This is a genomic window from Pedobacter albus (assembly GCF_036324255.1).
In the GTDB taxonomy this organism is placed as follows: Bacteria; Bacteroidota; Bacteroidia; order Sphingobacteriales; family Sphingobacteriaceae; genus Pedobacter; species Pedobacter albus.
Window position 1 is genome coordinate 1,522,126 of record NZ_JAZDQT010000001.1, and the last position, 25,823, is coordinate 1,547,948.

Genomic DNA, 25,823 nt, shown 5'->3' on the forward strand with positions numbered 1-25,823 from the left:
CTACTCATAAAAATAAACTCGTTTTACGCGTTGCGAGATATTGGTCAGGATTTCGTACGGAATAGTACCGATTTGGTTGGCTAAGGTAGCGATATCATGCGTTTCGTTAAACACAATGACCTCGTCGCCGGTGTTTACCTCCAAACCTGTAACATCGAGCATGCACATATCCATACAAATAGAGCCTATGGTAGGCACCAATTTGCCGTGGATGAGCATTTGCCCTACTCCATTGCCAAAATCGCGCGTATAGCCATCGGCATAGCCGATTTTAACCGTGGCGATCTTTCCTCCGTTAGGCATTAGCCCTCTTCTGCTGTAGCCTACCGTTTCTCCCGGTTTAAGTTCTTTGACCTGGGTAACCGTGGTTTTGAGTACAGCCACGGTTTGCAGACCGCGGTTGTCTTTTAAGGCACCGTCAAATCCGTACAGGCCAATGCCCACGCGAACCATGTCGAAATGCGCCGTTGGCCAGCGCGTAATTCCAGAAGTGTTCAGGGCATGCCTGATTGGCCTATAGCCAATGCCTTGGGCCAGTTCTTCATAAAGCGAGGCATAACTAGCCAATTGCTGTTCGGTAAAGCCATCGTGCTGGGCATCGTCGGTAGCTACCAAATGGGTAAAGGCCGAAACGATTTTCAGCTGCGCGCTATCTTTCAGCAAGGCAATCAGTTCGGGCATTTCGTGGGCTTCAAACCCCAAGCGATGCATGCCGGTGTCGAGCTTGATGTGAATCGGGAAATCGGTAACAGCAGCCGGCAGAAAATGCATAAAGCTTTTTAATATGGCGGCGCTATAAATTTCGGGTTCCAGTTGGTAGCTGAGCATCGCCTCAAATGCCGACGGCTCTGGGCTCATCACCATAATGGGTAGGCTAATACCCGCTTTGCGCAGGGCTATGCCTTCGTCGGCATACGCTACGGCCAGGTAATCTACTTTGTGGTACTGCAACAGGTTGGCAATTTCAAAACTACCACTGCCATAAGAAAAAGCCTTGACCATGGCCATGGTTTTTACGCCGGGCTTTAGTTTGGAGCGGTAAAACTGCAGGTTGCCCAGCATGGCATTGAGATTGATTTCGAGAACGGTATCGTGGATTTTCTGTGTCAGCAGTTTACTGATGCGCTCGAAACCAAATTTTCTTGCGCCCTTTACCAAAATGGTTTCGTTGGCAAAATGGATAGCCGGCAGTTGCGCGATAAAATCCTGCGTGCTTTCGTAAAACGAGGCTTCTAACTTAAACAAATCGGCAAATGCCGAAATATGGGGACCAATACCGATCAAGCGGTTCAGGTTTTTCTGTGCCAGCAAAGCGGCTATTTCGGCGTAAAGCACTTCGTTGGTCTTACCGCTTTCGTAAATATCAGACAAAATGAGTGTTTTCTTGGGATGCTGGTTCTGTTGGTTCAAAAAATCGAGCGCTATAGCCAGCGACGAAATATCGGCACTATACGAATCGTCAATCACCGAACAGTTTTCAATGCCGTTGATCAAGGCCAATCGCATGCTTACCGAAGTAAGTTTTTCTAGGCGCAGGTCGGCTTCTTGGGGTGTATAACCTAGGGCCAACAACGTAGCCCAACAAATAATGCCATTTTCGACAGAAGCCTTATCGCTAAACGGAATGAGGCATTCTATTTCCTTATGCTGGTAAATGGCCCGGATATAGTTTCTGCCTTCTATGGGTTCGATAAAGGAAATCTGCAAGTCGGCAGGTTGCGACGCGGAAGTACTCCACGAAAATTTGGCTTTGCCGGGCAAGTCTGCTTCTTTAATGCCTGCTGTGTAAGTTGGCGAATACACCAAAAGCTCTACATCTTTAAACAGCTTCAGCTTTTCGTTGAGTTTTTCCTTGTTGTTTTCAAAACCTTCGGCATGGGCCTCGCCAATATTGGTCAGTATGCCTATGGTTGGCGCAATGATCTCGGCCAGCACTTCCATTTCTCCTTTTCTGGATATTCCGGCTTCGAAAATGCCTAAATCGTGCGATGCATTAATCTGCCAAACCGAAAGTGGCACCCCTATCTGCGAGTTAAAGCTTTTGGGACTGCGTACAATATTGAAATCTGGCGCCAACAACTGATACAGCCATTCTTTGATGATGGTTTTGCCATTGCTGCCGGTTATGCCTATTACTTTAAGCTGGCTGGTTTTTCGGTGTGCCATAGCCAATTGCTGCAAGGCTTTCAGCACGTCGTCTACCTGCAAAAAATTAGCATCGGGATAGGCCGAAGCATCTACAACATCAGAAACCATAAAATTGCGCAAACCATGCTGATAGGCGCTGGCTATAAACTGATGTCCATCGCGCTGGGCCTTGAGGGCAAAAAACAGCGAAGCCTCCGGATCGATAGGTGTACGGCTATCGGTCAGCAACTGCGTAATAATAGTAGTTGGCGAAGAAAGCTGGGCCTTGGCGCCTAAAATTTGGGCAATATGGGCTATAGGATATTGTTCTTGACTCATTGTAGCAGAAAAATACAGGATTGCTGTTATTTTTTACGAATTTCAGCATTTAATTATGAAAAGTCCCCAAGAAAAGCCATTGATTTTAGATAAAAAAACGGCATTGGCTAAAGCCGAAAGCTGGTGTGCCTATCAGGAGCGGTCGCAACAGGAAGTACGCAACAAGCTTTACGACTGGCAACTGAAGCCGAGCGAGGTAGAAGAAATCATAGGCGAACTCATTGTAAACAACTTTTTGAACGAAGAAAGGTTTGCCCTGGCCTATGCTTCGGGCAAGGCCAACATCAAAAAATGGGGAAAACTCAAAATCAAACAAGGCCTTAAGCTGAAAAAGGTTCCGGATAAGCTGATCCAAAAAGCGCTGAACAGTTTAGATGGCGACAAATATTTTGAAGATTTATGCCAAGCCGTGCTTAAAAAAGAAAAAACATTGACCGAAAAAGATCCCTTCAAAAAAAAATATAAGCTATTAAACTACCTTATGGGCAAAGGCTATGAAAAAGATTTAATTTTTCTTGCACTGAAAGCCAATAACTTAAGTGAGTAAGCCAATTTTTTATTAAAAAAATGTTGACGGGAATATAAATCTGTTTATATTTGCAAACCCAAACGGAGAAACGCACTACAAAAAAGGCCAACTTCGGGGAAACATCGGAGGATGTTTACATCATGCGAAAGTAGCTCAGTTGGTAGAGCACGACCTTGCCAAGGTCGGGGTCGCGAGTTCGAATCTCGTCTTTCGCTCTAAATGCCTTCCTCACCGGAAGGCATTTAACATTAAATAGCTTTACCAAGCTTGCTCAGATGGTGGAACTGGTAGACACGCAGGACTTAAAATCCTGTGCCCTCAACAGGCGTGCGGGTTCGATTCCCGCTCTGAGTACATTGAAACTCGGTAGGTACGTGAACCTACCGAGTTTTTTTATGTTTTACTTCCAATTTAACAAGCCCTTGATTAAGCGGAATTCAAAAAGAGTTCAAGAATCGTTATTGATTGTTTTTTGATGTTCCAATAAGTTCTTAGGAATACTATTATTTCTACATATCTAATGATATAAACCTCCTTGAAAGGTTTTCTTTAGATCATTAATAACTAAGTTGAATTTACCGTCAAACTTTTTATTTATGTCATTATAAGAACCGATAAGTTTTTCATAAATAGGATTTCCAAAAATTTCCTTTTCGTCAATTGTACGTTTAGATGCAAGATTGGAAGTAAACACGTCTTTAATTTTTTTCAGTACAATTATTTGTTCATCCGTAAAGTTATAGGTATGTATATACGAGAGATAGTTCTTTTCGATGCGTTCTTTCGGAGTCGGGATTTTCTTTTTGCCCAAGGCATGAAGTAAGAAATCCCAAGCTGAACCTTCAGGAAAATCATACATTTTTTGCAAATGACCTTCGTCAAGGAATGTGTTCGGTTTGCTTAACCAGTCAAGCAGTTTAGCCATTTCTTGGTCTGTTGGCTGATAGTCGTCTTGTTTGGCTTTCTCTTTCAAGTCTGCGATTACTGGCTCTTGTGTTTTCTTTAATTCTTCTTCAAATATTCGTTTGGCTTCTTCAATTGGAATATTGTCTTTTACAATAATTGTATCTCCATGAATTTCTACTCGCTGAATTAAATGAGCAGGGTCGGGATTGTCAATTAAAAAGTAATCGCCCTTTGGTTGTGGTGTTCCTGGTACCTTTGGTTTTTGGTTGCCTGGCTTTACAATTTTCTTGTTTTCTTTCAGCGTTCCTTTTCCATTGTCTTCCATTCGCCTGCACAAACCAACGAAGTCCAAAACGGTGAAACTGAATTTACCTGTTTTTGGGTCAAGGCGTGTACCACGTCCAACCATTTGAATGTATTTACCAACTGATTTTGTCAAACCCGCAAATGCAATGTAACGAACGCAAGGAATGTCAACGCCTGTGCTTAAAATGTCCACCGAAGTAACTACATACGGTTTTTGATAGGGCTTTTTAAACCAAGCTTTCAGCGTTTCGTTCAGCTCGTTGTTTTCTGAAATGACTGCTTCTGCGTAATAGGGTTTTTCGGAAAGGTCTTTTTCAAAAACTTTATTTATTGCTTTGGCTAACTCGATGCAATGTGCCTGACTAACGCCAAACAGAATTACTTTCTCTCCGTATTGTGTGTTCTTTTTAAGTTCTTCGGCTATTCGCAAACAGTTTTCTTCTGAAATGAATTTGCGGTTAAGTTGCTCTAATTTCAGTTTCTTTTCTGCTCCTAATGCAATAACATATTTTTCTTGTGGCTCTAAAACATGGTCGAAAGTAATTCCATTTTCTTCAGCTTCTTGTACGAGTGATGATAGTAATTCTATCGGCTTGTATGGTGCTAGGAAACCTTCACTAATTCCCCTGTCCATATCAAATTGAAAATCAGGTTCTCCTGTTTCACAACCAAACAGTTTGTATGTGTCAATGATTGCCAAATCTTCTTCGTCAACTTCTGTTCCTTCTTTGGCCGTGACTATGCGTGGTGTAGCTGTTAAACCAACTCTCGGACAAAGAAAATGGTCGAAGATTAATTTTCTGTTTACGTTAATGCTTCTGTGGCACTCGTCCACAATAATTAAATCGTAAAAGTTGGAAGGCAAATCGCTGTGGATTAATTCTAATGTGTCAATAACCACAACGTGAATGCTGGCATGTTTCCTTGCTCTAAAATTTGAAGTCGTTATCCAACTGCTTGTGTGCTCTCGGCTGATTAAAGCAAAGCCATCATCAACGGATTGTTTGGCTAACATTCTCCTGTCCACCACAAACAAAATTCGCTTCGTTAAACCACTTCCTAATAATGCTTTTACCAAGGCAACGGCTGTACGGGTTTTACCCAAACCTGTTGCCATATGAATAAGCATTTTTTGTTTGCCTGCTTTGTAGTTTTCTATGATTGTGCGAATACATTGCAATTGGTAATAGCGTTCTTTGCCAATGGTAGGGTCAAAACCGCCTGCAATAGTGGTGTCAATGGTTATTTCTTTGTTGGAAGCAATTTTTTTCTGTTGTTCAACTTTGAGCCTCATTTCTTCCAAGCTCATAAAGTTGGTTACTTGCTTAAATTCACCTGCATCTAAGCCTTTCCAGGCATTGTCGTAAAACAAAATGCGTTCGGCACTGCAAGCATACAGAAAACGGGGTTTAAGCAAATGCGTGATTACGGTACGCAATTTCAATAAGTCTTTGTTTTCTTTATCAAGATTGTTTTCAATAACGGCTAAAACTTCACCGTTCAAATCTTGTAAAACAATATCAGGGCGAATGTTTTTAAGATTCGGATAATCCCTTTTTAGATTTTCAGGAATATCGTAAATCTGCTGATACAATAAAGTATCGCCAACTTTCCAGCCATATTCATTCACCAGTTTTAAAATAATTGGCAAATCCGTAGAAGTGGCTTCGTTTATTTTCTTTCCGTTGCCTGTAAATACTTTGCCAATATTTTCATCTAACTTCTGCTGTTTGAGTTCACCTTTCAATTCTTTAATATATTCCTCTGTGTTTTTTACTAATCCAGAATAGAAAGTACTACCTGGATTTTTTTCTAAATCCGATTTATAACGTTTGAGGGTTTCCTCAAATGTTTTTATTGTCTGTAATATTTCTTCTATCTTCATTAGTTATATCTCATTCTAAAAATGCCTTTGGGTGTTTTGTTGTCGTAACAAGTTCCAAAAACATAGTTCCACTGATTATAATCGTAATCGCTACCAACCATTCCATAAAATACCTCAACATTATATAGGTTTTTCATAAACCTTCTCGATTGAAACAATCTTTCAAATTTTTCTTTCTTCTCTTGTTCAAGTGAATCAACTTCTTCAGGCTTGAAATAAAACACAACATCGATATCAGAAGGGTCTGGTGCTGTGGTTGCAAAAGAACCATCAATCCAAACTTCTGCTGTTATGTCTAACGTTTTGAACTCGTTAAGGAAACTACCAAATCCAATAAGTAAATTACTCCTGTGGTCTTCGGCTTGATAATTAAACGGTGCAACAAACTCTTTATGTAGCTCTGCCTCTGTGATATCTTTAAATCCATTAGCTAACAATGGCGGAAACTCCCTTTCTCTCATTGTTCAACCTCCGCCTTAATTTCTTCCTCAACTGGTTCAACAAACTCAACGCCCCAAGCATCTGCTAATAATTGGTTGATTTTCTTTTGGGCTTCAGATTTCATTTTTAATAAGCCTTTCAACACTTCCATTTGTGCATCTAATTCAGCAACAATTTGGGTTTGAATTTCTGGACTTGGATAAGATATTTGTACTTTTTGAAAATCGGTAGCACTTATATTGTAGGTTCCACCACCAGCAGTCGGGGTTAACAAATTTCTACCTTTTTCACTCATCAAGAAATACATTACATATCGGGGATTGATTTCTTCTGATTTGAATCTAAATCTTATCAAGTACGAAGCATAAATAAATTGCAAATCAGAATCCCAAACAGCACATTTACCTACAAGATTTGGATTGCCATTTGACCGAACAATTAAAAAGTCTCCTTTCTTTAATTCATATTTTTTAAAGTCTTTTTCTGATAAGACTGATTTCTTAATGTTATTGAGTTTGAAATCACAAAAACCAATATTTCCTATTCTTAAAACATTGTAACCTTCTTGTTGATAATCGGCTTTTTCAGAAGAACCATAAAGTGAATCAACTATTAAATCTGAAATTGGCTTTTGCGAAAAATCATACTGCGATAGGTATGAATCTATATCAACACTCCAGCAAGAAACAATTTTTTCCGTTCCATCAATAATCGCTTTTTGTTTTTCAATTTTGGCCACAATGGCATTTTGTTCGTCAAGAGAAGGCAAGGGAATTTCCCAAGCTTCCATATATTCAAACTTAAAGTTCATACGCACTCCGCCATTGGCTTTGTCGTTTACATAATTCAAAAAGCCTTTGCTTTTGAAAAGTGTATCTAAATATTTTGGGTTTAGTTCATCTTCCTTGCAAGCAAAAACAATGTAAGCACCGCTTATAATTTGGTTGTCGTAATCATTAGTATTTAAGCCTATACTCCCCACATTTATTCTGTATGGGTTATAGCAAAATTCATTCTTTGCCACTACAAAATAATTTTGGTTGGTTTCTTCGGCTTGTAGTTTTTCGTTTAAGAAAATACCTACTTCATTGCTTACACCTAGAACTTTGTAAGTTACATTAGGATTTTTATTTGGCTTTATTTTGTTTTCATTCAATATCAGATAGTCTTTCAATTTCACCATCGGATATTTTGCACCGCTTTTTAGAATCTCTTTTATCACATTTAGTTCCTTATGTTTTGCAATGAGGTCATTATCTAAATTACTTACATATTCACGGGCAATGTCGGCTTCAAGTGCATTATTTAGGTGAAGTTTTACCAAATAAGGTAAAATGTTTTCGGGTTTGCTATTCGTTAGCTTTTTATACACTTCTTCTACGGTCGTTGCTCCGTTTGACTGAATATGTTTAAGAGCTGCTGTCCATTCTACAATTTGGCTTTCGCTAATGGCGCTTTTGTAGTTGGCAAGGTTAAACGAATAGTTGTGCGCCTTGTCAATGCGTTTGGCAATTTCGTTTTGTATGCGGTTTTCCAGCATTTGGTCAAATGTTTTCAATTCCATTGACTTGTCTGCTTCCGTAGCCTTTTTGGCTTTTATTTTCTTGTCGAGTTCGGCTTCTTTTTTCTCTCTTTCAATTTTACCTTTGGTTTCCATATCAGCACGGGTTTCTGTGCGGATTTTCTCTTTTATGCGTGGGTCAAGCGTTTTAATCCAATCGGCAGGAATACAAAATTGATTTTTGGTTTCAGGCGGTTGCTTGCCGTGTTTTACATATTCGTGCCAGAGCGTTAAACATTCAATGAGTTGATTTCCTTTTTGCTCTTTGCGGTTGGTCCCCATTGTATAACCATCGTTGGTTATTTTGTAAAACCAAGTCCAGTCTGTTTTTCCGCCTTTTTCGAAAATGAGAATTGATGTTTTTGGACCTTGTCCGCTTTTACTCACAAACAAACCTTGTGGCAAAGAAATTACTGCTTTCAGTTGTGCTTCATCCAATAACATTTTACGCAAAGCCTTTGCACTAAACTGGTCCCAAGCGTGGAAACCTTCTGAAACAACAACCGCACATTTGCCACCTTCTATGAGTTGCTCAAACATTAGCTTCACAAACAAAATGGTAGTTTCCGATTCTTTGGAATATTCACCCCATACATCAGGGTAACTTTCCTGGTCACGTTGTGCGCCAAAAGGTGGATTAGCCAAAATAACCGATTTACTTTTGTGGTCGGTTACGGGTCTGTATTTTGCCAAACTGTCGCCTTGCTCAATGTTGGCAGGGTTTAAGCCCCGAACATAAAAGTTGATGGCCGCCATCTTGCGAATCATTCCCAAATATTCAATACCCGTTACACCGCTTCTGTAAAATTGTGTGGTCTGTTCAATACTTGGAAAGTCTAATTGGTTGACTTTAAAATATTCGTCAAACCAAGCTGATAATTCCGAATGAGCTTTTTCACCCGGCCATTCACGGTTGGGGTCAACTCTTCGCATTACAAATTCAAACGCGTCAAACAAAAAACCACCAGTACCACAAGCAGGATCAAAAATTATATCATCAAATGTCGGCTCGATCATAGCCGTCATAAATTGGCGAATATGATCGGGTGTACGGAATAGTCCCACATCTTTTGTTCCGCCTGTTTCGCTCAAAGCCGATTCAATGGCATCACCTAAAAGGTCGGTTTTCAAAAGCCTTGCTTCTTCAATGTCGTTGGCAACAATGCTGATTACTTCGCCAAGGTTTCCGCTGTTTACATTGTTGGTGAAATTGGAATTGCTGAAAACTTCTTCAATTAAAACCAATTGGTCTTGTACTTTCTGCGGAAGGTTTCCCTCAAACACTTGCCTCGCGCTATTCAGAATGCTTGAATAGAAAGGAAAGAAATTGTCGTTGAGTTCAGATAAAATTTGGTCGTTTGAGACGGTCGGCAAATAAGAGAACAAACGGTTTACGTTTGTTTCTTCTGGCGCATCGGCACCCTTTTTAGGATTTTTCCATTTGTATTCAGCCGAAAAGAGTTTGCGTAATGGCCTAAATTCTTCGTCCTGCTTGATTTTGGTTTCAAAAATTCGAAGCAATAATAGTTCAATAATATATTCAACTCGTTGAACAGGCGTTCCTGCTGGTCGTAGCTTATTATGTAGCTTTTTTAAAGCATTGTTTGTTTTATTGTCTGCGTAATGTACTGTCGAACGGCTCATATTTTTTGTAAACATCAAAATTAATGTTTTTATTAATCAACATATGAAATGTTTTTGACAATTAGTTAAATCCAGGGCTTGATTTGTTTAGCCAAACATCCATATTACACTTTAGCAAACCATAAATAAAGATTTAAAGAATTCGTTATAATGAGACTGTAAAGTGACATAACGTTTGGATATTTTCCCCTTCGTCCTATTCAAAAAATGCCTTTCAAGCTGTTAGGCTGGATAAAATTTCTAAATCACTATAAAAATGTTCCGAAATCTGTATCTTTTGGAGTACAGATAGAATTTTCTAAAATATATTGAAAATTCAGGACAAAAAAGCCCGCTAAATTAGCGGGCTTTTTGCGTTATAAATCAATCAGTTTAAAGCCAGAAACATGGACATATTTAAAGTCCACCATCTGTTCAAGAAAAAGTATCACGTTTATTTTCATGGAGATCATGTCATTTCCAAGCGCTTTGACTGGGAGCTGTCGATATCCCCAAGAACACTTAGTGGATTAAACATGAGTTCGGAATAGTAAATCGCCACTTATGGTAATTAGCGAAAAAAATATCCTAACCTGCGATTCAAAAAAGCGGTCTTATGTTATTACTCACTCCCATTTCTTAAATTTGATTGACATAAATCAAACAGATGACGACTAATTCTTTTTCCAAACCATATAACGCACAGAACGTTACAGACTATCCAAATAACAATACTTATTTTCTTGTTTGGAATTTTAAGGAAAATGCCGATCCAGCAAAAATCAAATCGGCTTTTCAGGGAATATGCGCCTTGGTTATCAACCTGAACAACTCGGCGTTAGACCGTTTCCCCGATTCAAAAGCCAGTTGCGTAATGGGTATTGGATATGACGCATGGCTACAGCTTAGCCTGCCTCAGCCCCTGCCCAAAGAATTGAAAAGGTTTGAGCCAATAACCGGCAGCAAACATACGGCGGTAAGCACCAAAGGCGACTTGCATTTCCATATCAGGGCAGACAACAAGAGCCTTGCTTACGATATGTCTTCAACTATTTCCGAATTTATGAGCCCCGTTGCCGATTGCGTAGTAGAGGTGCAAGGATTTCGTTATTGGGATAGCAGGTCTATTTTAGGCTTTGTAGATGGCACCGAAAATCCGCATGGTGCAGATCGGGAGCATTTTGCCATTGTTGGCGACGATGACCTTTCTTATCGAGGCGGAAGTTACCTCTTCGTGCAGCAATACATCCATAACCTCAATGCTTGGAAATCGCTTTCTGTAGAAGAACAGGAAAAAATAATAGGCCGTTCTAAAGATCAGGACATTGAAATGAGCGATGAAGTAAAGCCCAAAAACTCGCACATTGCCTTGGCCAACGTTGGCGACGATTTTAAGGTGGTGCGAGATAATATGCCTTTCGGAAATGTGGGCAGCAATGAAATGGGCACCTATTTTATTTGTTATGCCAGTACTTTCAGCACCGTAGAGAAAATGCTGAACAACATGTTTATCGGCAATCCGGCAGGAAATTACGACCGTATACTGGATTTTAGCACCGCGAAAACGGGGTCTTTGTTCTTTGCGCCGAGCTTGGATATGCTTGATGAATTTGGAGGCTGATGCAAATGGAAATCATTGGTTGCGAATAGGTTCAATTATTTGTTTACAAGTAGTGCTATTGATTAGATTAGTGCATAAATTAGTATTATAGATAAGTAATTATATTCAGAGAATGGAATACGTTGATTACTACAAAACCCTGGGCGTAGACAAAAATGCAACCGCAGATGACATCAAAAAGGCTTACCGCAAGCTGGCCAGGAAGCATCACCCTGACCTCAATCCTGATGATGCAGAAGCCGAAAAGCTTTTTCAGCAACTTAATGAGGCCAATGAAGTACTAAGCGATCCAGAAAAAAGAAAAAAATACGACCAGTATGGCGCCAACTGGAAACACGGGGAACAACACGAAGAAGCACGCCGTCAGCAACAATCGCAAAGTTATAGCCAAGGGAATCCGTTTGGCCAAGGTGGCGAACGTTATTCATTTGAAGGCGATGATGGCTATTATTCTGATTTTTTCGCGTCCATGTTCGGCAATCGTGGTGGCGGTCGCAGAACACAGTTCAAAGGGCACGATTACAGGGCATCCGTTCAGCTGAACTTAACCGATGTTTTTAAAACCCAGAAGCAAACATTTACAGTTGATGGCAAAAATATACGGATTACGGTGCCTGCCGGAATTGAAGACGGACAGGAAATAAAGATTACCGGCTACGGAGGTGACGGCACAAATGGAGGGCCTAAAGGCGATCTTTACATTACCTTCCATATCAGCAACAATACGGATTTTGTACGCAAAGGCAACGACCTCTATGTGAACCAGCCCTTGGCGCTCTACAAGGCAATGCTGGGTGGCGACCAAACCCTCAATACCTTAGCCGGTGCGGTCAAATTAAAAATTGCCCCAGAAACGCAAAACGGCACAAAGGTGCGATTAAAAGGAAAAGGCATGCCTGTGTATAAAAAAGAAGGTGATTTTGGCGATCTATATTTAACCTATGAAATCGAGATTCCCAAAAACCTATCGGAAAAAGAGAAAGAATTGTTTAATCAATTGGCAGCAGAACGCCACATCAGTTAATTATGGCTATGAGTAAAAAAATATCCATCGACCAGCTGTGCCTGCATTACGAAGTCGAGGCAGATTTTATATATGCCTTAAACGATCATGGCTTATTGAGCTTGGTAAAATCAAAAAAGGGCTATGAAATCTATTTTGAGCACCTTGGAGATTTTGAAAGGTTTGTACATCTTCATTATGAGCTAGAAATCAACATGGAAGGCCTTGAGGCAATTACGCACCTGCTTGACCGCGTAAAGCTGTTGCAACAAGAAATCAAACAGTTAAAAAAAGGAGCTCACGAAGCCTGATTCTGAAATCAGAATCTATATTAAAATGCTGTCTATGCAACAATAGAAACTCCTAGCTAAAACAGCACCTAAAACCCTGGCAACACAACAAAGCCACTGCGCAACAGCGCAATGGCCACCTTGAAATTGCAGTTCCAATTATTTATTGAACTCCGGATAAGGAAAGCCTTTTCCCGTTTCGCAGAGAAATTTCAAGCTTCTGAAAAAAAGCGCCCAATCAAAGCTACAAGAAGCAAATTCTGGCGTATAGGCTTCCCAACCATCATGATGGAACAAAAGCGTACATCCCTTTTGATGTGGCTCAAGCTCAAAAGTAAGTGTAGTGCCAATCCAGTCTTCAAAAGCCTTTAGGCAACGCCATTTCACAAGATGATAAGGTTTTAATTCAGTTACCTCCATCTCTTTAAAATAATCCGGACCAAAACCAAACCTCGAAACCGAGCCTATTTCGGGCTTTGCCGTAGTATCGGGCGTCCACCAGCCTGCCAGTCCTTCCTGCGTAGTTAGGGCCCAATAAACTTTTTCGACCGGAGCACCTATCAGCAACCTATGGCAAATGCTTTTGGTAGCCGTTTCACCAGATTCTTGTGCTGGCTGAACGGCGGCTTCAGCCACCTTTTCTTTGGGTGTTGCATTACCTTTGCCGGTTGTAATCAGGTTCTTTAAGCTATCCTGTATATAGTGGGTCCATGCATCGCGACAAACCGCATAGCATTCATAAGCTGGAACCAGGCCATGGTGTGTAAACTTCAATTCGGTACCACCATTTTTTTCGGTAATCTCAAAAATAACCTGGGTATCTTTCCATTCGCTTTTGTCGGTTGTGAACTTGAAATCATTATCAAGGATGTGCCAGACCACTTTGACACCAGGCTGCATTTCGGTAATCCTTACCCTGCAACGGTGCACATCCTGGTAATGGTACAAAAATTCGCCGTTGAGCTTATCGGTGCTTCCTTCGATATTTTCCGACCACCATCCACGCACATTAGTAATGGCATCGAATACTTGTTGCGGCGTAGCATCTACGGTAATTGTTGTTGTAAAATCCTGCTGTTCCATAATTTGTTTATTGTTGAATGGTAATTGTTTTTTGTCATTTGCTTTTACACCTCAAAGGTGTCGAATATATAAATCTGGACATCATCATTGCCCGGAGCCAAAATCCTGCGGTCGGTTGCGCATTTTTTTCCCTGTTCGGAAGCAAATGCGCTTTTCAACGCATCTAGGCTTTCAAAATATAGGATACCGATGCAGTACACATCTGAATGGCCTGTGGTCGACATGATTTGCCTGTTGCCTACTTCGTATTTGACCAATCCGGGAAGTTCCTTGGCCAATGGCACATGAACCTCAAAATAGTGTTTGTCAAAAGCCTCGATATCTTTTGGCGTTTTATAGATAGCAATCATGCTGGCCATTCCGTTTATGTTTTGTTACAACTCAAAGTTATTGGCTCAACAACACTTTAAAAGGGTGTAAAATAGACTTTATGAGAGGTTGATTTGGACAGAGCATTTGCCTAACTTTGAAACAACAAACAGTTGCATCCGATAGTTCGGTTTCATTTTAAACTCTTTTGCATGAAACATCTTACCCTATTAGTGCCCGATGCGCAAACCGGCCCCAATACCATATCCTGCATTGTAGGTGCCTATCATGTTTTTACAGAGGCCAACAACTACTACAAAAAGCAAGACAAGGAACCGGTATTCGAAATCGAGCTGGTGGGGGCTTCGGCACAATCGAGTTTTGTAAACGGATTACTGACGGTCATGCCACAGGTAGATATAGGCGCCATTCGCCATACCGATCTGATTATTGTTCCTGCCATTGCGGCCGCCTTTAGAAAGCTGGAAGGCTTGAATGAACTGCTCGTAGAATGGATATCGGAACAATATAAAAAAGGCGCCGAGCTTGCCAGCATGTGCACCGGGGCTTACTTATTGGCCTCGACAGGTTTGTTGGACAAAAAAAGCTGCTCCATCCACTGGAATGCCGCAACGAATTTCAAAAACCTGTTTCCAAAGGTAAATTTAAAGCCCGAAAAGCTCATTACCGACGAACAGGGCATTTATACCAATGGAGGTGGCTATTCTTTTCTAAACCTGTTGATCTACCTGGTTGAAAAGTATTATGATAGGCAAACGGCCATCTACTGTTCCAAAGTATTCCAAATTGATATCGACCGGCAGGCGCAATCTGACTTCGTGATTTTCACGGGGCAAAAGCATCATGGCGATGAAGTTATTATCAAAGCACAGGAATATATTGAAAAAAACTTCTCCGAAAAGATATCCATGGAACGGCTTTCGGAAAAATTCAGGGTCGGCAGAAGGAGTTTTGACCGCAGGTTTATCAAAGCAACCGGCAATACCCCTGTCGAATACCTGCAAAGGGTAAAGATCGAATCGGCCAAGAAAGAACTCGAAACCTCGCGCAAGACCATCAACGAAGTGATGTATGAAGTGGGTTATGCCGATGTGAAGGCATTTAGGGAGGTATTTCGCAAGGTTACCGGCATGTCGCCTTTGGCATACAAGAACAGGTATAACAAACTACATGGAGTAGTTTAATCGGAAAAACACCCTACCTACGGTTACTACAAAATGTGATAGCCAATCTCAAGCTCACATCTTTTCCGCGTACAAATAACACTCCCATTTCCCGAGAAGGCAATTTGGGCTACTAAACCTATGTAAAAGCTTTATTTTACAAAGTTTACACTTTTATTTACAATCTAAATTCGCCTTACCGAAAGGCATCAGGGTAATTTTGCTAGATCAAATCGAACATCAATCCCCTCTGGAATAAAGAGGTATTACCGTTTTTAAAATCAATGATCATTAATCCATATAATTTCTGTAGCATGAACAACAAACTACCAATCGCTTACTTAACTTTCATGATTATCCCGTTGGCCTTCGGTTGCCGCGGACCTGTAAAAGGGAAAGACAAAAACAGTGCAGCAACAAGTTCTTTATCCTTACATGTTGGGGATGAAAGATACATTGCAATAGACACCAAGGAAAGTGCCGTAATCTGGCAAGGTGCTTCGCTGGGCGGGGTTAACCCTCATAAAGGATACGTCTATCTATCAAAAGGAGAATTGATGATGGAAAATGGCCAACTCATGGGTGGCGCAGCTGAAGTAGACATGAATACCATTGAAGACGAAGGTCACAAGAGCGATAACAACTTGATTAAACACTTAAAAGATCCTGATTTTTTTGACGTCAAGAAATTTCCCTTTGCTACAATCGCCATTACCAAGGTTACTTCCATTAATACCGAGGACAAGCAAATTACAGGGAACCTGACCATCAAGAACATCACCCACCCCGTTACTTTTCCAGCCAGGGTTGAAGTTAATAACGGAATAGTCAAAGCAAATGGCAAGCTGACCATTGACCGGACACTATGGGATGTCCGTTATAAATCAGGCAAGTTCTATGAGCATTTGGCCAATGGGGCTATCTCGGATTCCATTGAATTTGAAATAAAAATTATAGCAAAAAAATAAACAGTTAGTTAAACCTATACCGTTAGCCATACATTAAAATAAAAAAGCCCTCTAATTTCGAGGGCTTTTTGGCATCTATAAATCCTATTGTCAATCCATTCCCATCATCTTATTGCTCTAAATATTCCAAAGCAAACTGAATCCAGTCTTTCACGCTCTTATCCAGATAAATGTCGGGTTGCATGCCAATATTATCTATCGGGTAATCTGGCAACCTTAACGAACGAAAAGTAGGCAACTGTAAAAGGTATTCGGGGCAACCAAAATCGAACATTCGAGCGGCCGCATAATCCAATCCGCCAGAAGTTACCGTGCCGGCTACTTTTACTTTCTTGCTTTGTTTGGTCTTCATCACAAAATTCTCGGCAGAACTTCCCACCCTATTGTCGGTAAGCACCAGTACATGGCTAGGGCCTTTTTCGGCAGGAATGATCTTTTGGATGGCAAACGAGCTGCCTTCAACATTCACAAATTTCCCCATGTTTTTCTCAAACAGGCCAATCCATCGCCTCACCGTGTCTATCTCCCCCTGTTTTTCCTTCTTGTCGCTCACCATTTTGATATAGCTTTCGAGGCCATTGACCAAAGTTTGGGTTGCCAGGTACTCCACCCCCATCGTCCTGATAGAATTGCTCATGAGGTAAGGCAACAACGTCTGATAGGCATTGTCTGTACCGCCCGAGTTTCCCCGAATATCGATAATCAAGTTTTCAGCCTGCGCCAATTGCGAACGGTTGCTGGCCACAAGGTCTTCGATAATATCGACAAAGGGATAATCAAAAGACGGAAGCGTAATGAGCATGGTTTTATCGGTCAGTTTTTTCATGGTAAAGCCGTAAAATTCCCCCACTTTTCTTTTAACCTGCTCCGCTGTGAGGTTTGATTGTGGTGTTTCTTTGATGAAAACAGCCCTCGCCTCTTTAAAATAAATGATACTGTTATTGTAGATTTCGTATCGACCGGTCTTTAGCTTTTTATCGAAGCCATAGAACTCAAACTTTCCATCAGGATACAACTTGAATTTGATCTCATTGGGCTTCCAAAAGGCGGAGGTTGAGCTGATGACAAAGCCCACCTGCACCCCATCGCTATTTTTGGTTATCCCGATTTCGTAGCCTGCTCCTCCTGTCCATTCAAATTTGTTTTTCCAAACTCCTTCCAACGGATTACGAGCGTTTTTCAATCCATTACGGAATTTGACCACATCGATATTCACAAAGTTGGCCGGGTCTGTACTGGCTACGCTTTTTGTACCTACAGAGGTTGCCGGATTGATCCAAATATGGCCATCCCTGAAAAAGGAGGTGTATTTTTTCAAGATGTCAAAACATTTTGCCTTTTCGGTGCTGTTGGCCTGCTTCCTTAGCTCTTGTTTAAAACTCTCGTACAAAATCTTGTCTTTGGTCTTTTCTTCGAAACCGGGGTATTCGCTTTCGATTTTCTTAATCAACTTGTCAAGGGCATCGCCACAGGCACATTCGTTTTGGGCGTAGGCCATATTGGCGATAAAAAGCAAGGCTGCAACGAAAATTATTTTGGTCTTCATAGTGTGTTTATTAATTATACCGGCAAAATAAACGAAATCCAAAAAATAAAAATTGTAAAAATCGTGCAGGATATCGACCCACAAAAAAACATTCCGATGACTTTAACCCCTCGTTTCTTTAGGTTTGATTTTTATAACTTTGTTCTATGAGCCAGCACGAAACCATCAACGACTTCTATAAACGCATCCTCAAAGATTCTTGTTTAAACCTGGCGGAGCTGAACACGCGCATTGGCCATGTCAACATCTTTTCGAGAGACAATTGCGCCACCATTTCGCCCTACAGCCGTCGCGATTATTACAAGGTGTCGCTCATTATTGGTACGGGCACTTTACACTATGCCGATAAATGGATCTACATCAACAAACCTGCACTGCTGTTCTCCAACCCTATTGTACCTTATTCGTGGGAAGCCGAATCGGAAACGCAGGAAGGCTGGTTCTGCCTTTTTACCGATGCTTTTATCGAGCCCGGCGAGCGCAAAGGCTCTTTGCAGGAATCACCTTTGTTTAGCTTGGGGGCCAATCCCGTTTACTTTTTAGATGAAATGGCGTTAAAGGAAGTGTCTGATATTTTCATGAAAATGCAGGCCGAAATCCAATCTAACTACCCGCACAAGTACAACGTCATTAAAAACTACCTGCATTTGCTTATCCACCAGGCCATGAAGCTCTCGCCTACCGAGGAATTCAAAAAACAGATTAACGCTTCTACGCGTATCTGCGGTTTATTTCTCGAATTGCTGGAGCGTCAGTTCCCTATTGATGCACCGGAAAATGCCCTGCAAATTAAAACTGCACAAGATTTTGCCAACAGCCTGTCTGTACACGTCAACCATTTGAACCGCTCGGTCAAGGAAATTTCGGGCAAAACCACTACCGAACATATTGCCAGTCGCATTGCGCAAGAAGCCAAGGCGCTTTTGCAGCACACCGATTGGAACATTGCCGAAATAGGCTATAGTTTGGGTTTTCAGGAACCTGCTTATTTTACCAATTTCTTTAAAAAGAATACGGGTATCACTCCCAATACCGTAAGGTTGCAAATGGCTTAAAATCGCTGTTTGATTTTTATAAGTTTTGGTTTGATAACTATAATTAGACAGACCGGCATTGCGAGTAGTTTTGTATCATAAAATTTGACCATGCCGATCTTATCCCAAAAACTGCAGCCCAAAAACAAAAAGATAGCCACTTTTATTGCTTTTTTATTGATCCCGCTTTCGGGCCTCATTACCGATATGTACCTGCCCTCTATGCCGCACATGGCCGTCGAGCTGCACCAAACGGAAAATGCCATTCAGCTTACCTTGGCCTTGTTTCTGATCAGTTACGGACTGGCTCAATTCATTACGGGTAGCCTGGTTGACAGCTACGGCCGTTACAGACCAACCCTCATTGCGCTGGCTATCTTCATCATCAGCAATTTCGTTATCGTATTAACCAAACAAATTGAGGTCATCTATGCCATGCGTATTGTGCAGGGCATTACCACGGGTTTTATTGTGGTAGCCAAAAGAGCCTATTTTGTGGATGTTTACGAAGGTGAGGAACGAAAAAAATACTTGAGCTCCTTATCTATCGTTTGGTCGTCGGCACCAGTTATTGCCCCTTTTATAGGCGGTTATTTGCAACAATATTTCAACTGGCAGGCCAACTTTTATGTACTGGCCATTTACGGCATCGTTGTATTGGTATTGGAAGCCATTTTCTCTGGCGAAACCGTTCCTGAATATCGGCCTTTTCGTTTGCCATCGATGATGAAGGACTACAAAACCATGTTGAGCACGCCCTTATTCTTATATGGCATCTTCATTATCGGCCTTTGTTATGGCACCACCATGGTTTTCGGACTGTCGGGTTCCTTTATTATCGAGCACCAATTCGGTTACTCGCCTGTGGTAGCCGGTTATGCAGCCCTGATGATGGGTTTAGCCTGGATGTGCGGCGGTTTGTTGGGCAAAGCCCTGATACAAAAGCCATTTATCCCGAAAATACGCATTGCCAATCTATTGCAGTTGATTTTTATTGCGGGCATGCTCCTTAGCGCACAATGGTTCAACAACATTTTCACGTTGATATTTTTCGCCTTTTTGATTCATGTTTGCGTTGGTTTCATCTTTAACAATTATTTCGCCTATTGTTTGGGCAGATTTCCGCAAATGGCTGGAGTAGCGAGTGGCTTGAGTGGCGGTGCCAATTTCATCATTACCTCGATATGCAGCTACACTGTGGTGGGTGTTTTGCATCCCCAATCTCAATTAGGATTAAGCTATGGCTACCTGTTTATCGGACTACTCGCTTTTCTGTTGCTTCAGTTTTTGGTCAAACCAACGCTAAGCACCAAAACGGCAATGGCTTAAAACATTTTGAACAAATTGTTATTTATTACTACTAAAACCATATCGTTATGAAATATAGAAATCTTGGAAAAACAGCTGAACAACTATCGGCCATAGGCTTGGGTTGTATGGGCATGAGCTTTGCTTATGGCCCGGCCGACGATACCGAAAGCATCGCCACTTTGCATAAAGCCTTGGATTTGGGCATTAATTTTTGGGATACCGCCGACGTTTATGGCAATGGCCTGAACGAAGAACTGATTTCGAAGGTTTTGGTGCCCAACCGCGACAAGGTTTTCATCGCTACCAAATTTGGCTTCAGGTTTAAGGAAGATACAGGCACTTCAAACGCCGTAGGGACTTATTTTGATGGTTCGCCCAAATGGATGAAACAGGCCGTTGAAGCCAGTCTGAAAAGGCTAAAAGTAGACACCATCGATTTATATTACGCGCACCGTGTTGACGTGAATATACCGATAGAAGAAACCGTTGGCGCCATGGCCGAACTGGTAAAGGAAGGCAAGGTAAAATACCTGGGCCTGAGCGAAGCCTCGCCGGCCTCCATTCGTAAAGCGCATGCCGTGCACCCTATTTCGGCCTTGCAAAGCGAATATTCTCTGCTGACCAGAAATGTGGAAGGTGAAATTTTGGCAACCACCAGAGAACTGGGCATTACTTTGGTGCCTTACTCGCCATTGGCAAGGGGTTTGGTTTCGAATACGCTCGACCTCAATACCCTAACCGATGGCGATTTTAGAAAAACCCTGCCGCGCAACCAAGGCGAACATGCCGAAAACAATGCCAAATTAGTGGCCGATTTTGCACTCCTGGCACAGGACAAAAACTGTACGCCTGCCCAATTGGCTTTGGCTTGGGTGCTGGCACAGGGCGATGATATTATCCCTATTCCGGGCACCAAGAAAAGAAAATACCTGCAAGAAAATGCTGGCGCCGTAGACGTACAATTGTCAGGAGCAGAATTAAATGCAATAGAAGAAATCTTGAAAAAATACCCGAATGTTGGTGCCCGTTATGCCGAAGGTGCCATGAAATTGGTTAACAACTAACTTTTACCGCTATCCGTTACCAACAAAGCTGCCTAATTGGGCAGCTTTGTTGCTTTCTGAGGTTTTTTCTCTATTTAATCGCTTGTAGATTATCTTGCAGGTTGTCATCTAAATAATAGGCATAAGGATCTATGGCTACAGCCTTTGGCTTTTGAGGCACAACGATGCTCAATATGGTTTGGCGTTTGGTAAAATGGTATTTCTTTAAGTAAAGTGGCTGGGTACGGTCGGTCCAGTCTTCCTTAAGCTCGCCAAAAGTGGCCAAATCTACTGTCATATTGGGTTGCAATGCTGTTTTTCCTCCCTTTTCGCTGGGCTCGATATTCACTTGCAACTTCAATTCGTATTGTCCATTGGCCAGTGTTTTGCCTTGCAGCACTTTAAGGCTCATCCGGTAAACCACGATTTTGTTGATGCTCTCGTCTATAAACTGCCTTTGCTCGCTATTGGCTACTTTGTATAATTCGGCAAGCAAATCTTCGGTTCCCGCCTTTTTGTTGGGGTTTGTATACTTCATAAGCAACTGGCTCAGCACGGAGTTCATTTTACGCTCGCCCAGCATTTCTTTCAAGGCATACATCACCAATTCGCCTTTTTGGTAGTAAATATAAGGTTGATCGTACGATTTCCCTAACGGCCGTTCTTCTTGATCGGTGGCACTATAAACAAAATAAAGGTTATTGTCGAAACTCAGGTATTTGCGCAAGTACATTTTGCCATATCTGTGCTCCATCAGTATCGCTTCGGTATATTTCGCCATCGATTCGGTAAACATATCGGCTCCGGGTTGCGACAAAGACCTCAACTGGTTGGCCCACCACTGGTGTGCGGTTTCATGGGCAGCAATGGCATAGGCGTGGTTAATCAGACTTTTGTTATAGTTAGTGAGGAAATTGAGCCTCTCGGCACTAAAAAGTACCCCGGCATAAGCGGTGGCTGCGCCATTGTACTGCGGCAGTTCGGCCAGACTCAATTGCTTAAACTGATACGGACTATAGTTCTCCGCGCCATAGCTTAAGGCATCTTTCATGCCCTGTAGCATATCTTTCAAGTTGTATTCATGCCCTTTGAGGTAATAGAGTTTAAGCGCAATGCCTTGGTAAAGCTCGGTTTTTACCTGATAGCGTGCCGAACTTAACGCGAACATAAAATCGATAGGCTGCGTGGTTTTATAATGGAAATAACGTCGGCCATCTTTTGTCCATTCTTTTTGCAATTGGCCAACGGTAACCACTTGCTGATCTGGAGCCGTTGATATCGTGGTTTCAAAATCAATCAGATGGTAGGTGCTGTCGGTGGCATTGTCTATGATAATCGGTGCCAATCCGGCTTTTTTTCTAGCCCGTTCATCACTTGTTTCCAGTCCACTGTTATAACCAAAGTCGGGCACAAACTTTTCCAATTCGATGTAAGAACCATTTTCGACCACTGAATTTTCTTTGTTAAAGGGCACAAAACCAGAGGTAATTACTTCAAGCTTAAAGTCCATGCTTAGCGTATCGCCTGGTTTTAGAGGTTTTTCCAATTCGATAAACTGTTGTTTAAATTCCTGGTCAACGGTCGACTTCCTCTTGGCTCGCACCCCTACCTCGAAATAATTCACCTCCCGGTTAATGCCTACCCAGATTTTAGCAATGGCTTGCTTGCTTTCATTTTTCAGCAAGTAACTGCCCTTAACCCGGTATTTAGCCTCTTTGGTCAGTAAATCGACATGGGTTTTAACCGATTTAACGGTAGGCTGTGGCAAATTGGCCAGTGCCTTGTATTTTTTCTCGTAGCGGATGCGCCAATCGAGTTGGGCCTTTTTGTTTTGATAGCCTCCTACAAGATTGGTTTGCTCATAAATGTAACCCCCACTGGTCAAAAACACCACAATGGCTATACCAAACAACAATTTATGCCTCATCACAAAACCACCAATCTTTTTAAAGCGTTGTGCCAAGGTACTGCTCAATCGGTCTTGCCACATGGCAACAGTTAAACCAGCCAACAACATACAAAAGCCAGCCCAATAAACCATGTACCAATCAAAAGCCTTTGCATAATGGCCAAAACCATTAAAATAGGAATATTCGAGATCGGGTACGGTAGCAAAACGGAAAAGGTAATGTTCCAATCCCACACGTTGCGCCATGACGAAAAACACAGTAACAAACAGGCCCAATACCATACCCAGGTATTTGTTGGCACTTAAATTCTGCGCAAACACAATGAGTACAACGAACAAGCACAACGGCAAGGAATTGTAATAGTACAAAGAAATGTAGGTAAGCGGTTCGATATTAAAATAGCCATGACTCAGTTGCAAGGCAATGCCAATGCTTATATTGGTTGTGGTAAGCGCCAGTACCAAAACCATGAGTGCCAGTGTTTTGGCCATCCACATGGGCCAGTTCTTAATCGGTGTGCTGTAAATGAGCGAATGGATGTTGACCGATCGTTCGCTTCCCAATAACTCCGCCGCAAAAAAGATGACCAAGATCAACGAAAAACGCATTGAGCGCAACTGCTCTACAATTAAACCGGTTGTTGGATAGGCAGAAGTTCCGTACTGGCCGTTAAAAATCGTTTCTTTGAGTTCGATGGTGTAAATAAATATCCAGAGCAACAGCATCACCATAAACGAAATATGCTTGAACAGCGAAACAGTTTCGAGCTTAAACTGCGACTTAAATACTTGCCAGCTATAGCCAAGTCCTTGGGCCTGTGTTTTAAAATTTCTGAAAGGCACAAGTGCAATTTTTCTTTTTGAGGCCTTGGCCGGCTTGCTTTTGAGCGTTTGCCCTAACCTGAAGTTGAAGAAACGGTAGCTCAGCACAATCAGCACCGTAGTAAAGCCCAGCCACAGTATGCGATTGATCAAAAACAGCCCTTCAACCGGAAATTGCAAGGTATTGCGTTGCAAATCGGTCCAGGTTTTTACCGTGGCAAAGAAAGCAGCCAAGCCAAAAGGGTCTGTTAAGATGGGAACAGCCAACGAATCGCTTGTTTTATAAGCCGAATTGGCCAGCATGGGCGAATTACCCAAAATAGAAGCTGCCATGTACAAAATATACAGCAATACACCTGCGGCATAAATAGCCCTGGTATTTTTGCTGAGCACAGCGGTGCAAAAAATGATGGCCGACGAAAACAAAATATTAGGCAGGCCAAAAACCAGCAAAGGTTGCAGGTAATTGATCAATTTAAATGGCCCCAACTGATCGGCCGCAAACAAGTAGCCGCCCAACAACATGCCCAACAGGGCTATAACCAGTATAAAAAACACAGCCATCACCAGTCCCGCAAAACGCACAAAAAAATAGGGCATTTTTTTGATGGAAGTGGTAAACACCACACTATCCATTTGGTAAACCTGATCTCTCAGCACCACATTGGCACAACACAGCGTGCTTGCAAATACGGTAAGCAAAGACAAGAAACTGGTAATATAAGTAATGGTAAAGGGCGAATTTTTATACACTTCACTGCTGCCGAAACCGCCATTGACAATGAACATGCCCAATGCAAAGAACAACAGGGCCGTAATTTTAAAAGATAGCTGCCTGAAATGGTATTGCAGCTCAAACCTTAACAATTGACCAATCATCTTCTGCCCTCCTCTTGTACCTGTTGTGCGCCGAACAGTGACGAGAAATACACTTCTTCCAAACCCGGATAAAAAGGCTCGAAACCTGTTGCTGGGCGCTCATCGGCTAGTACGTGCAACTGGATCTGTCCCGCTAATCTGCGAGTAGAAATGACATTAAACACGGTTGTATAATCGGCCAAGGCCTCTTTTGAAATGGTTTTGCGCCATATCCTGCCGTTTAGGCCTTCGGTTAAAATGGATGGTTTACCTTTCAAAATGACTTTTCCGCCTGCCAACACCGCCATTTCGGGACACAAATCGTGTACATCTTCTACAATATGGGTAGAGAGCAATACTACTTTCTGTTCGCCGATTTCACTCAGCAGGTCGTGGAAACGGTTCCGTTCGAGCGGATCTAAACCGGCAGTGGGTTCATCAACAATGATCAGTTGCGGATTGCCCAACAAGGCCTGTGCAATTCCAAAACGTTGCCTCATGCCCCCCGAATAGGTGCTTACCGCACGTTTGCGCACCTCGTAAAGATTGGTTTGTTGCAACAGCGACATCACCTGCTCCTTCCGCTCGCTTTTGTTGAGCATGCCTTTAAGCACCGCCATATGACTGAGCAAATCGACAGCCGATATCTTGGGATAAACCCCGAAATCCTGAGGTAGATAGCCCAATTGGTTGCGCATGTATTGCGAATCTTTGTAAATATCCTGCCCATCAAAATGAACCTGCCCACTATCGGGCAATTGCAAGGTAGCTAATGTACGCATCAACGACGATTTGCCGGCACCATTTGGACCAAGCAAGCCAAACATGCCATTGCCAATACTAAGCGTAACATGGTCTAAGGCCTTTACGCCATTGCCATATTGCTTGCTGAGATTTTGTATCTGAAGTCTTTCCATTGTCTTTTGAATGATGATGGAACAAAGAAAACCAGCTGTTTCCATTGCGTTAAATTTTAGTGACGAAGGCGATGAAAATGATGACGAAAGACTCGTGATGAGGTTAAAGGTTAAAGACCAAAGTCCCTATTGACTATTGGCCCATGAACCATGGACCATAGACCATGGACTATAGACTATTGACTCTGGACTATCAACCCTCCTCCTT

General features: G+C 42.0%; 18 protein-coding genes and 2 tRNA genes. 11 read left to right on the plus strand and 9 right to left on the minus strand.

What is annotated here, in order from left to right; genetic code table 11:
* Positions 1–2,466 carry a bifunctional UDP-N-acetylmuramoyl-tripeptide:D-alanyl-D-alanine ligase/alanine racemase gene (locus VRU48_RS06350; protein ID WP_330107080.1) on the minus strand — a complete coding sequence of 822 codons (2,466 nt, stop codon included), beginning with the start codon at positions 2,464–2,466 and terminating at the stop codon, positions 1–3.
* Positions 2,467–2,521: 55 nt separating this feature from the next.
* Between VRU48_RS06350 and VRU48_RS06355 the strand changes: the two genes are divergently transcribed.
* The 3 genes from VRU48_RS06355 to VRU48_RS06365 all read left to right on the plus strand — a co-directional run bounded on the left by VRU48_RS06355 (position 2,522) and on the right by VRU48_RS06365 (position 3,349).
* Positions 2,522–3,013 carry a regulatory protein RecX gene (locus VRU48_RS06355; RefSeq protein WP_330107081.1) on the plus strand — a complete coding sequence of 164 codons (492 nt, stop codon included), beginning with the start codon at positions 2,522–2,524 and terminating at the stop codon, positions 3,011–3,013.
* Positions 3,014–3,137: 124 nt separating this feature from the next.
* Positions 3,138–3,210, plus strand: a tRNA-Gly gene (locus tag VRU48_RS06360).
* Positions 3,211–3,264: 54 nt separating this feature from the next.
* Positions 3,265–3,349: transfer RNA gene (locus VRU48_RS06365), tRNA-Leu, on the plus strand.
* A gap of 163 nt (positions 3,350–3,512) precedes the next feature.
* Here the strand turns inward: VRU48_RS06365 and VRU48_RS06370 are convergent.
* The 3 genes from VRU48_RS06370 to VRU48_RS06380 are packed head-to-tail and all read right to left on the minus strand — an operon-like array spanning position 3,513 to position 9,753.
* A complete protein-coding gene (locus VRU48_RS06370) occupies positions 3,513–6,092 on the minus strand; it encodes a DEAD/DEAH box helicase family protein (RefSeq protein WP_330107082.1) in 2,580 nt (859 codons plus the stop codon).
* Positions 6,092–6,553 carry a DUF6932 family protein gene (locus VRU48_RS06375; RefSeq protein WP_330107083.1) on the minus strand — a complete coding sequence of 154 codons (462 nt, stop codon included), beginning with the start codon at positions 6,551–6,553 and terminating at the stop codon, positions 6,092–6,094. Before VRU48_RS06375 ends, VRU48_RS06370 begins: the two co-directional genes overlap by 1 nt.
* Complete coding sequence (locus tag VRU48_RS06380) at positions 6,550–9,753, minus strand: N-6 DNA methylase (RefSeq protein ID WP_330107084.1); 3,204 nt, start codon at positions 9,751–9,753, stop codon at positions 6,550–6,552. The genes VRU48_RS06375 and VRU48_RS06380 overlap by 4 nt, the downstream gene beginning before the upstream one ends.
* Positions 9,754–10,384: 631 nt before the next feature.
* Here VRU48_RS06380 and VRU48_RS06385 point away from each other — a divergent pair.
* The 3 genes from VRU48_RS06385 to VRU48_RS06395 all read left to right on the plus strand — a co-directional run bounded on the left by VRU48_RS06385 (position 10,385) and on the right by VRU48_RS06395 (position 12,652).
* Positions 10,385–11,338: a Dyp-type peroxidase gene (locus VRU48_RS06385; RefSeq protein WP_330107085.1), complete on the plus strand. Its 954-nt coding sequence runs from the start codon at positions 10,385–10,387 to the stop codon at positions 11,336–11,338.
* A gap of 112 nt (positions 11,339–11,450) precedes the next feature.
* A complete protein-coding gene (locus VRU48_RS06390; protein WP_330107086.1) occupies positions 11,451–12,362 on the plus strand; it encodes a J domain-containing protein in 912 nt (303 codons plus the stop codon).
* Between the two features lie 8 nt (positions 12,363–12,370).
* Positions 12,371–12,652, plus strand: coding sequence for a chaperone modulator CbpM (locus VRU48_RS06395; RefSeq protein WP_330107087.1), 282 nt, complete (start codon positions 12,371–12,373; stop codon positions 12,650–12,652).
* Between the two features lie 138 nt (positions 12,653–12,790).
* Here the strand turns inward: VRU48_RS06395 and VRU48_RS06400 are convergent, their stop codons facing one another.
* The gene (locus tag VRU48_RS06400) at positions 12,791–13,714 is read right to left on the minus strand and encodes an SRPBCC family protein (RefSeq protein WP_330107088.1); all 924 of its coding nucleotides are present in this window, start codon (positions 13,712–13,714) and stop codon (positions 12,791–12,793) included.
* Positions 13,715–13,758: 44 nt separating this feature from the next.
* A complete protein-coding gene (locus tag VRU48_RS06405; RefSeq protein WP_330107089.1) occupies positions 13,759–14,064 on the minus strand; it encodes an EthD family reductase in 306 nt (101 codons plus the stop codon).
* A gap of 171 nt (positions 14,065–14,235) precedes the next feature.
* Between VRU48_RS06405 and VRU48_RS06410 the strand changes: the two genes are divergently transcribed.
* A complete protein-coding gene (locus VRU48_RS06410) occupies positions 14,236–15,228 on the plus strand; it encodes a GlxA family transcriptional regulator (protein WP_330107090.1) in 993 nt (330 codons plus the stop codon).
* Between the two features lie 293 nt (positions 15,229–15,521).
* Positions 15,522–16,175, plus strand: coding sequence for a YceI family protein (locus VRU48_RS06415; RefSeq protein WP_330107091.1), 654 nt, complete (start codon positions 15,522–15,524; stop codon positions 16,173–16,175).
* 109 nt (positions 16,176–16,284) lie between these two features.
* Here VRU48_RS06415 and VRU48_RS06420 read toward each other — a convergent pair whose 3' ends face one another.
* Positions 16,285–17,721, minus strand: a complete 1,437-nt coding sequence (locus VRU48_RS06420) for a S41 family peptidase (protein WP_330107092.1) — start codon at positions 17,719–17,721, stop codon at positions 16,285–16,287.
* A 146-nt stretch (positions 17,722–17,867) separates the two neighbouring features.
* Between VRU48_RS06420 and VRU48_RS06425 the strand changes: the two genes are divergently transcribed.
* The 3 genes from VRU48_RS06425 (at position 17,868) to VRU48_RS06435 (ending at position 21,130) form a co-directional block, all read left to right on the plus strand.
* A complete protein-coding gene (locus tag VRU48_RS06425; RefSeq protein WP_330107093.1) occupies positions 17,868–18,776 on the plus strand; it encodes a helix-turn-helix domain-containing protein in 909 nt (302 codons plus the stop codon).
* Between the two features lie 90 nt (positions 18,777–18,866).
* Positions 18,867–20,084 carry a multidrug effflux MFS transporter gene (locus VRU48_RS06430; protein WP_330107094.1) on the plus strand — a complete coding sequence of 406 codons (1,218 nt, stop codon included), beginning with the start codon at positions 18,867–18,869 and terminating at the stop codon, positions 20,082–20,084.
* Between the two features lie 47 nt (positions 20,085–20,131).
* Positions 20,132–21,130 (plus strand): aldo/keto reductase, encoded by a 999-nt coding sequence (locus VRU48_RS06435; protein WP_330107095.1) that lies wholly within the window; start codon positions 20,132–20,134, stop codon positions 21,128–21,130.
* A 70-nt stretch (positions 21,131–21,200) separates the two neighbouring features.
* Here the strand turns inward: VRU48_RS06435 and VRU48_RS06440 are convergent, their stop codons facing one another.
* Positions 21,201–24,719 carry a M1 family aminopeptidase gene (locus tag VRU48_RS06440; RefSeq protein WP_330107096.1) on the minus strand — a complete coding sequence of 1,173 codons (3,519 nt, stop codon included), beginning with the start codon at positions 24,717–24,719 and terminating at the stop codon, positions 21,201–21,203.
* Positions 24,716–25,615: an ABC transporter ATP-binding protein gene (locus tag VRU48_RS06445; protein WP_330107097.1), complete on the minus strand. Its 900-nt coding sequence runs from the start codon at positions 25,613–25,615 to the stop codon at positions 24,716–24,718. The genes VRU48_RS06440 and VRU48_RS06445 overlap by 4 nt, the downstream gene beginning before the upstream one ends.
* Positions 25,616–25,823: the final 208 nt, after the last annotated feature.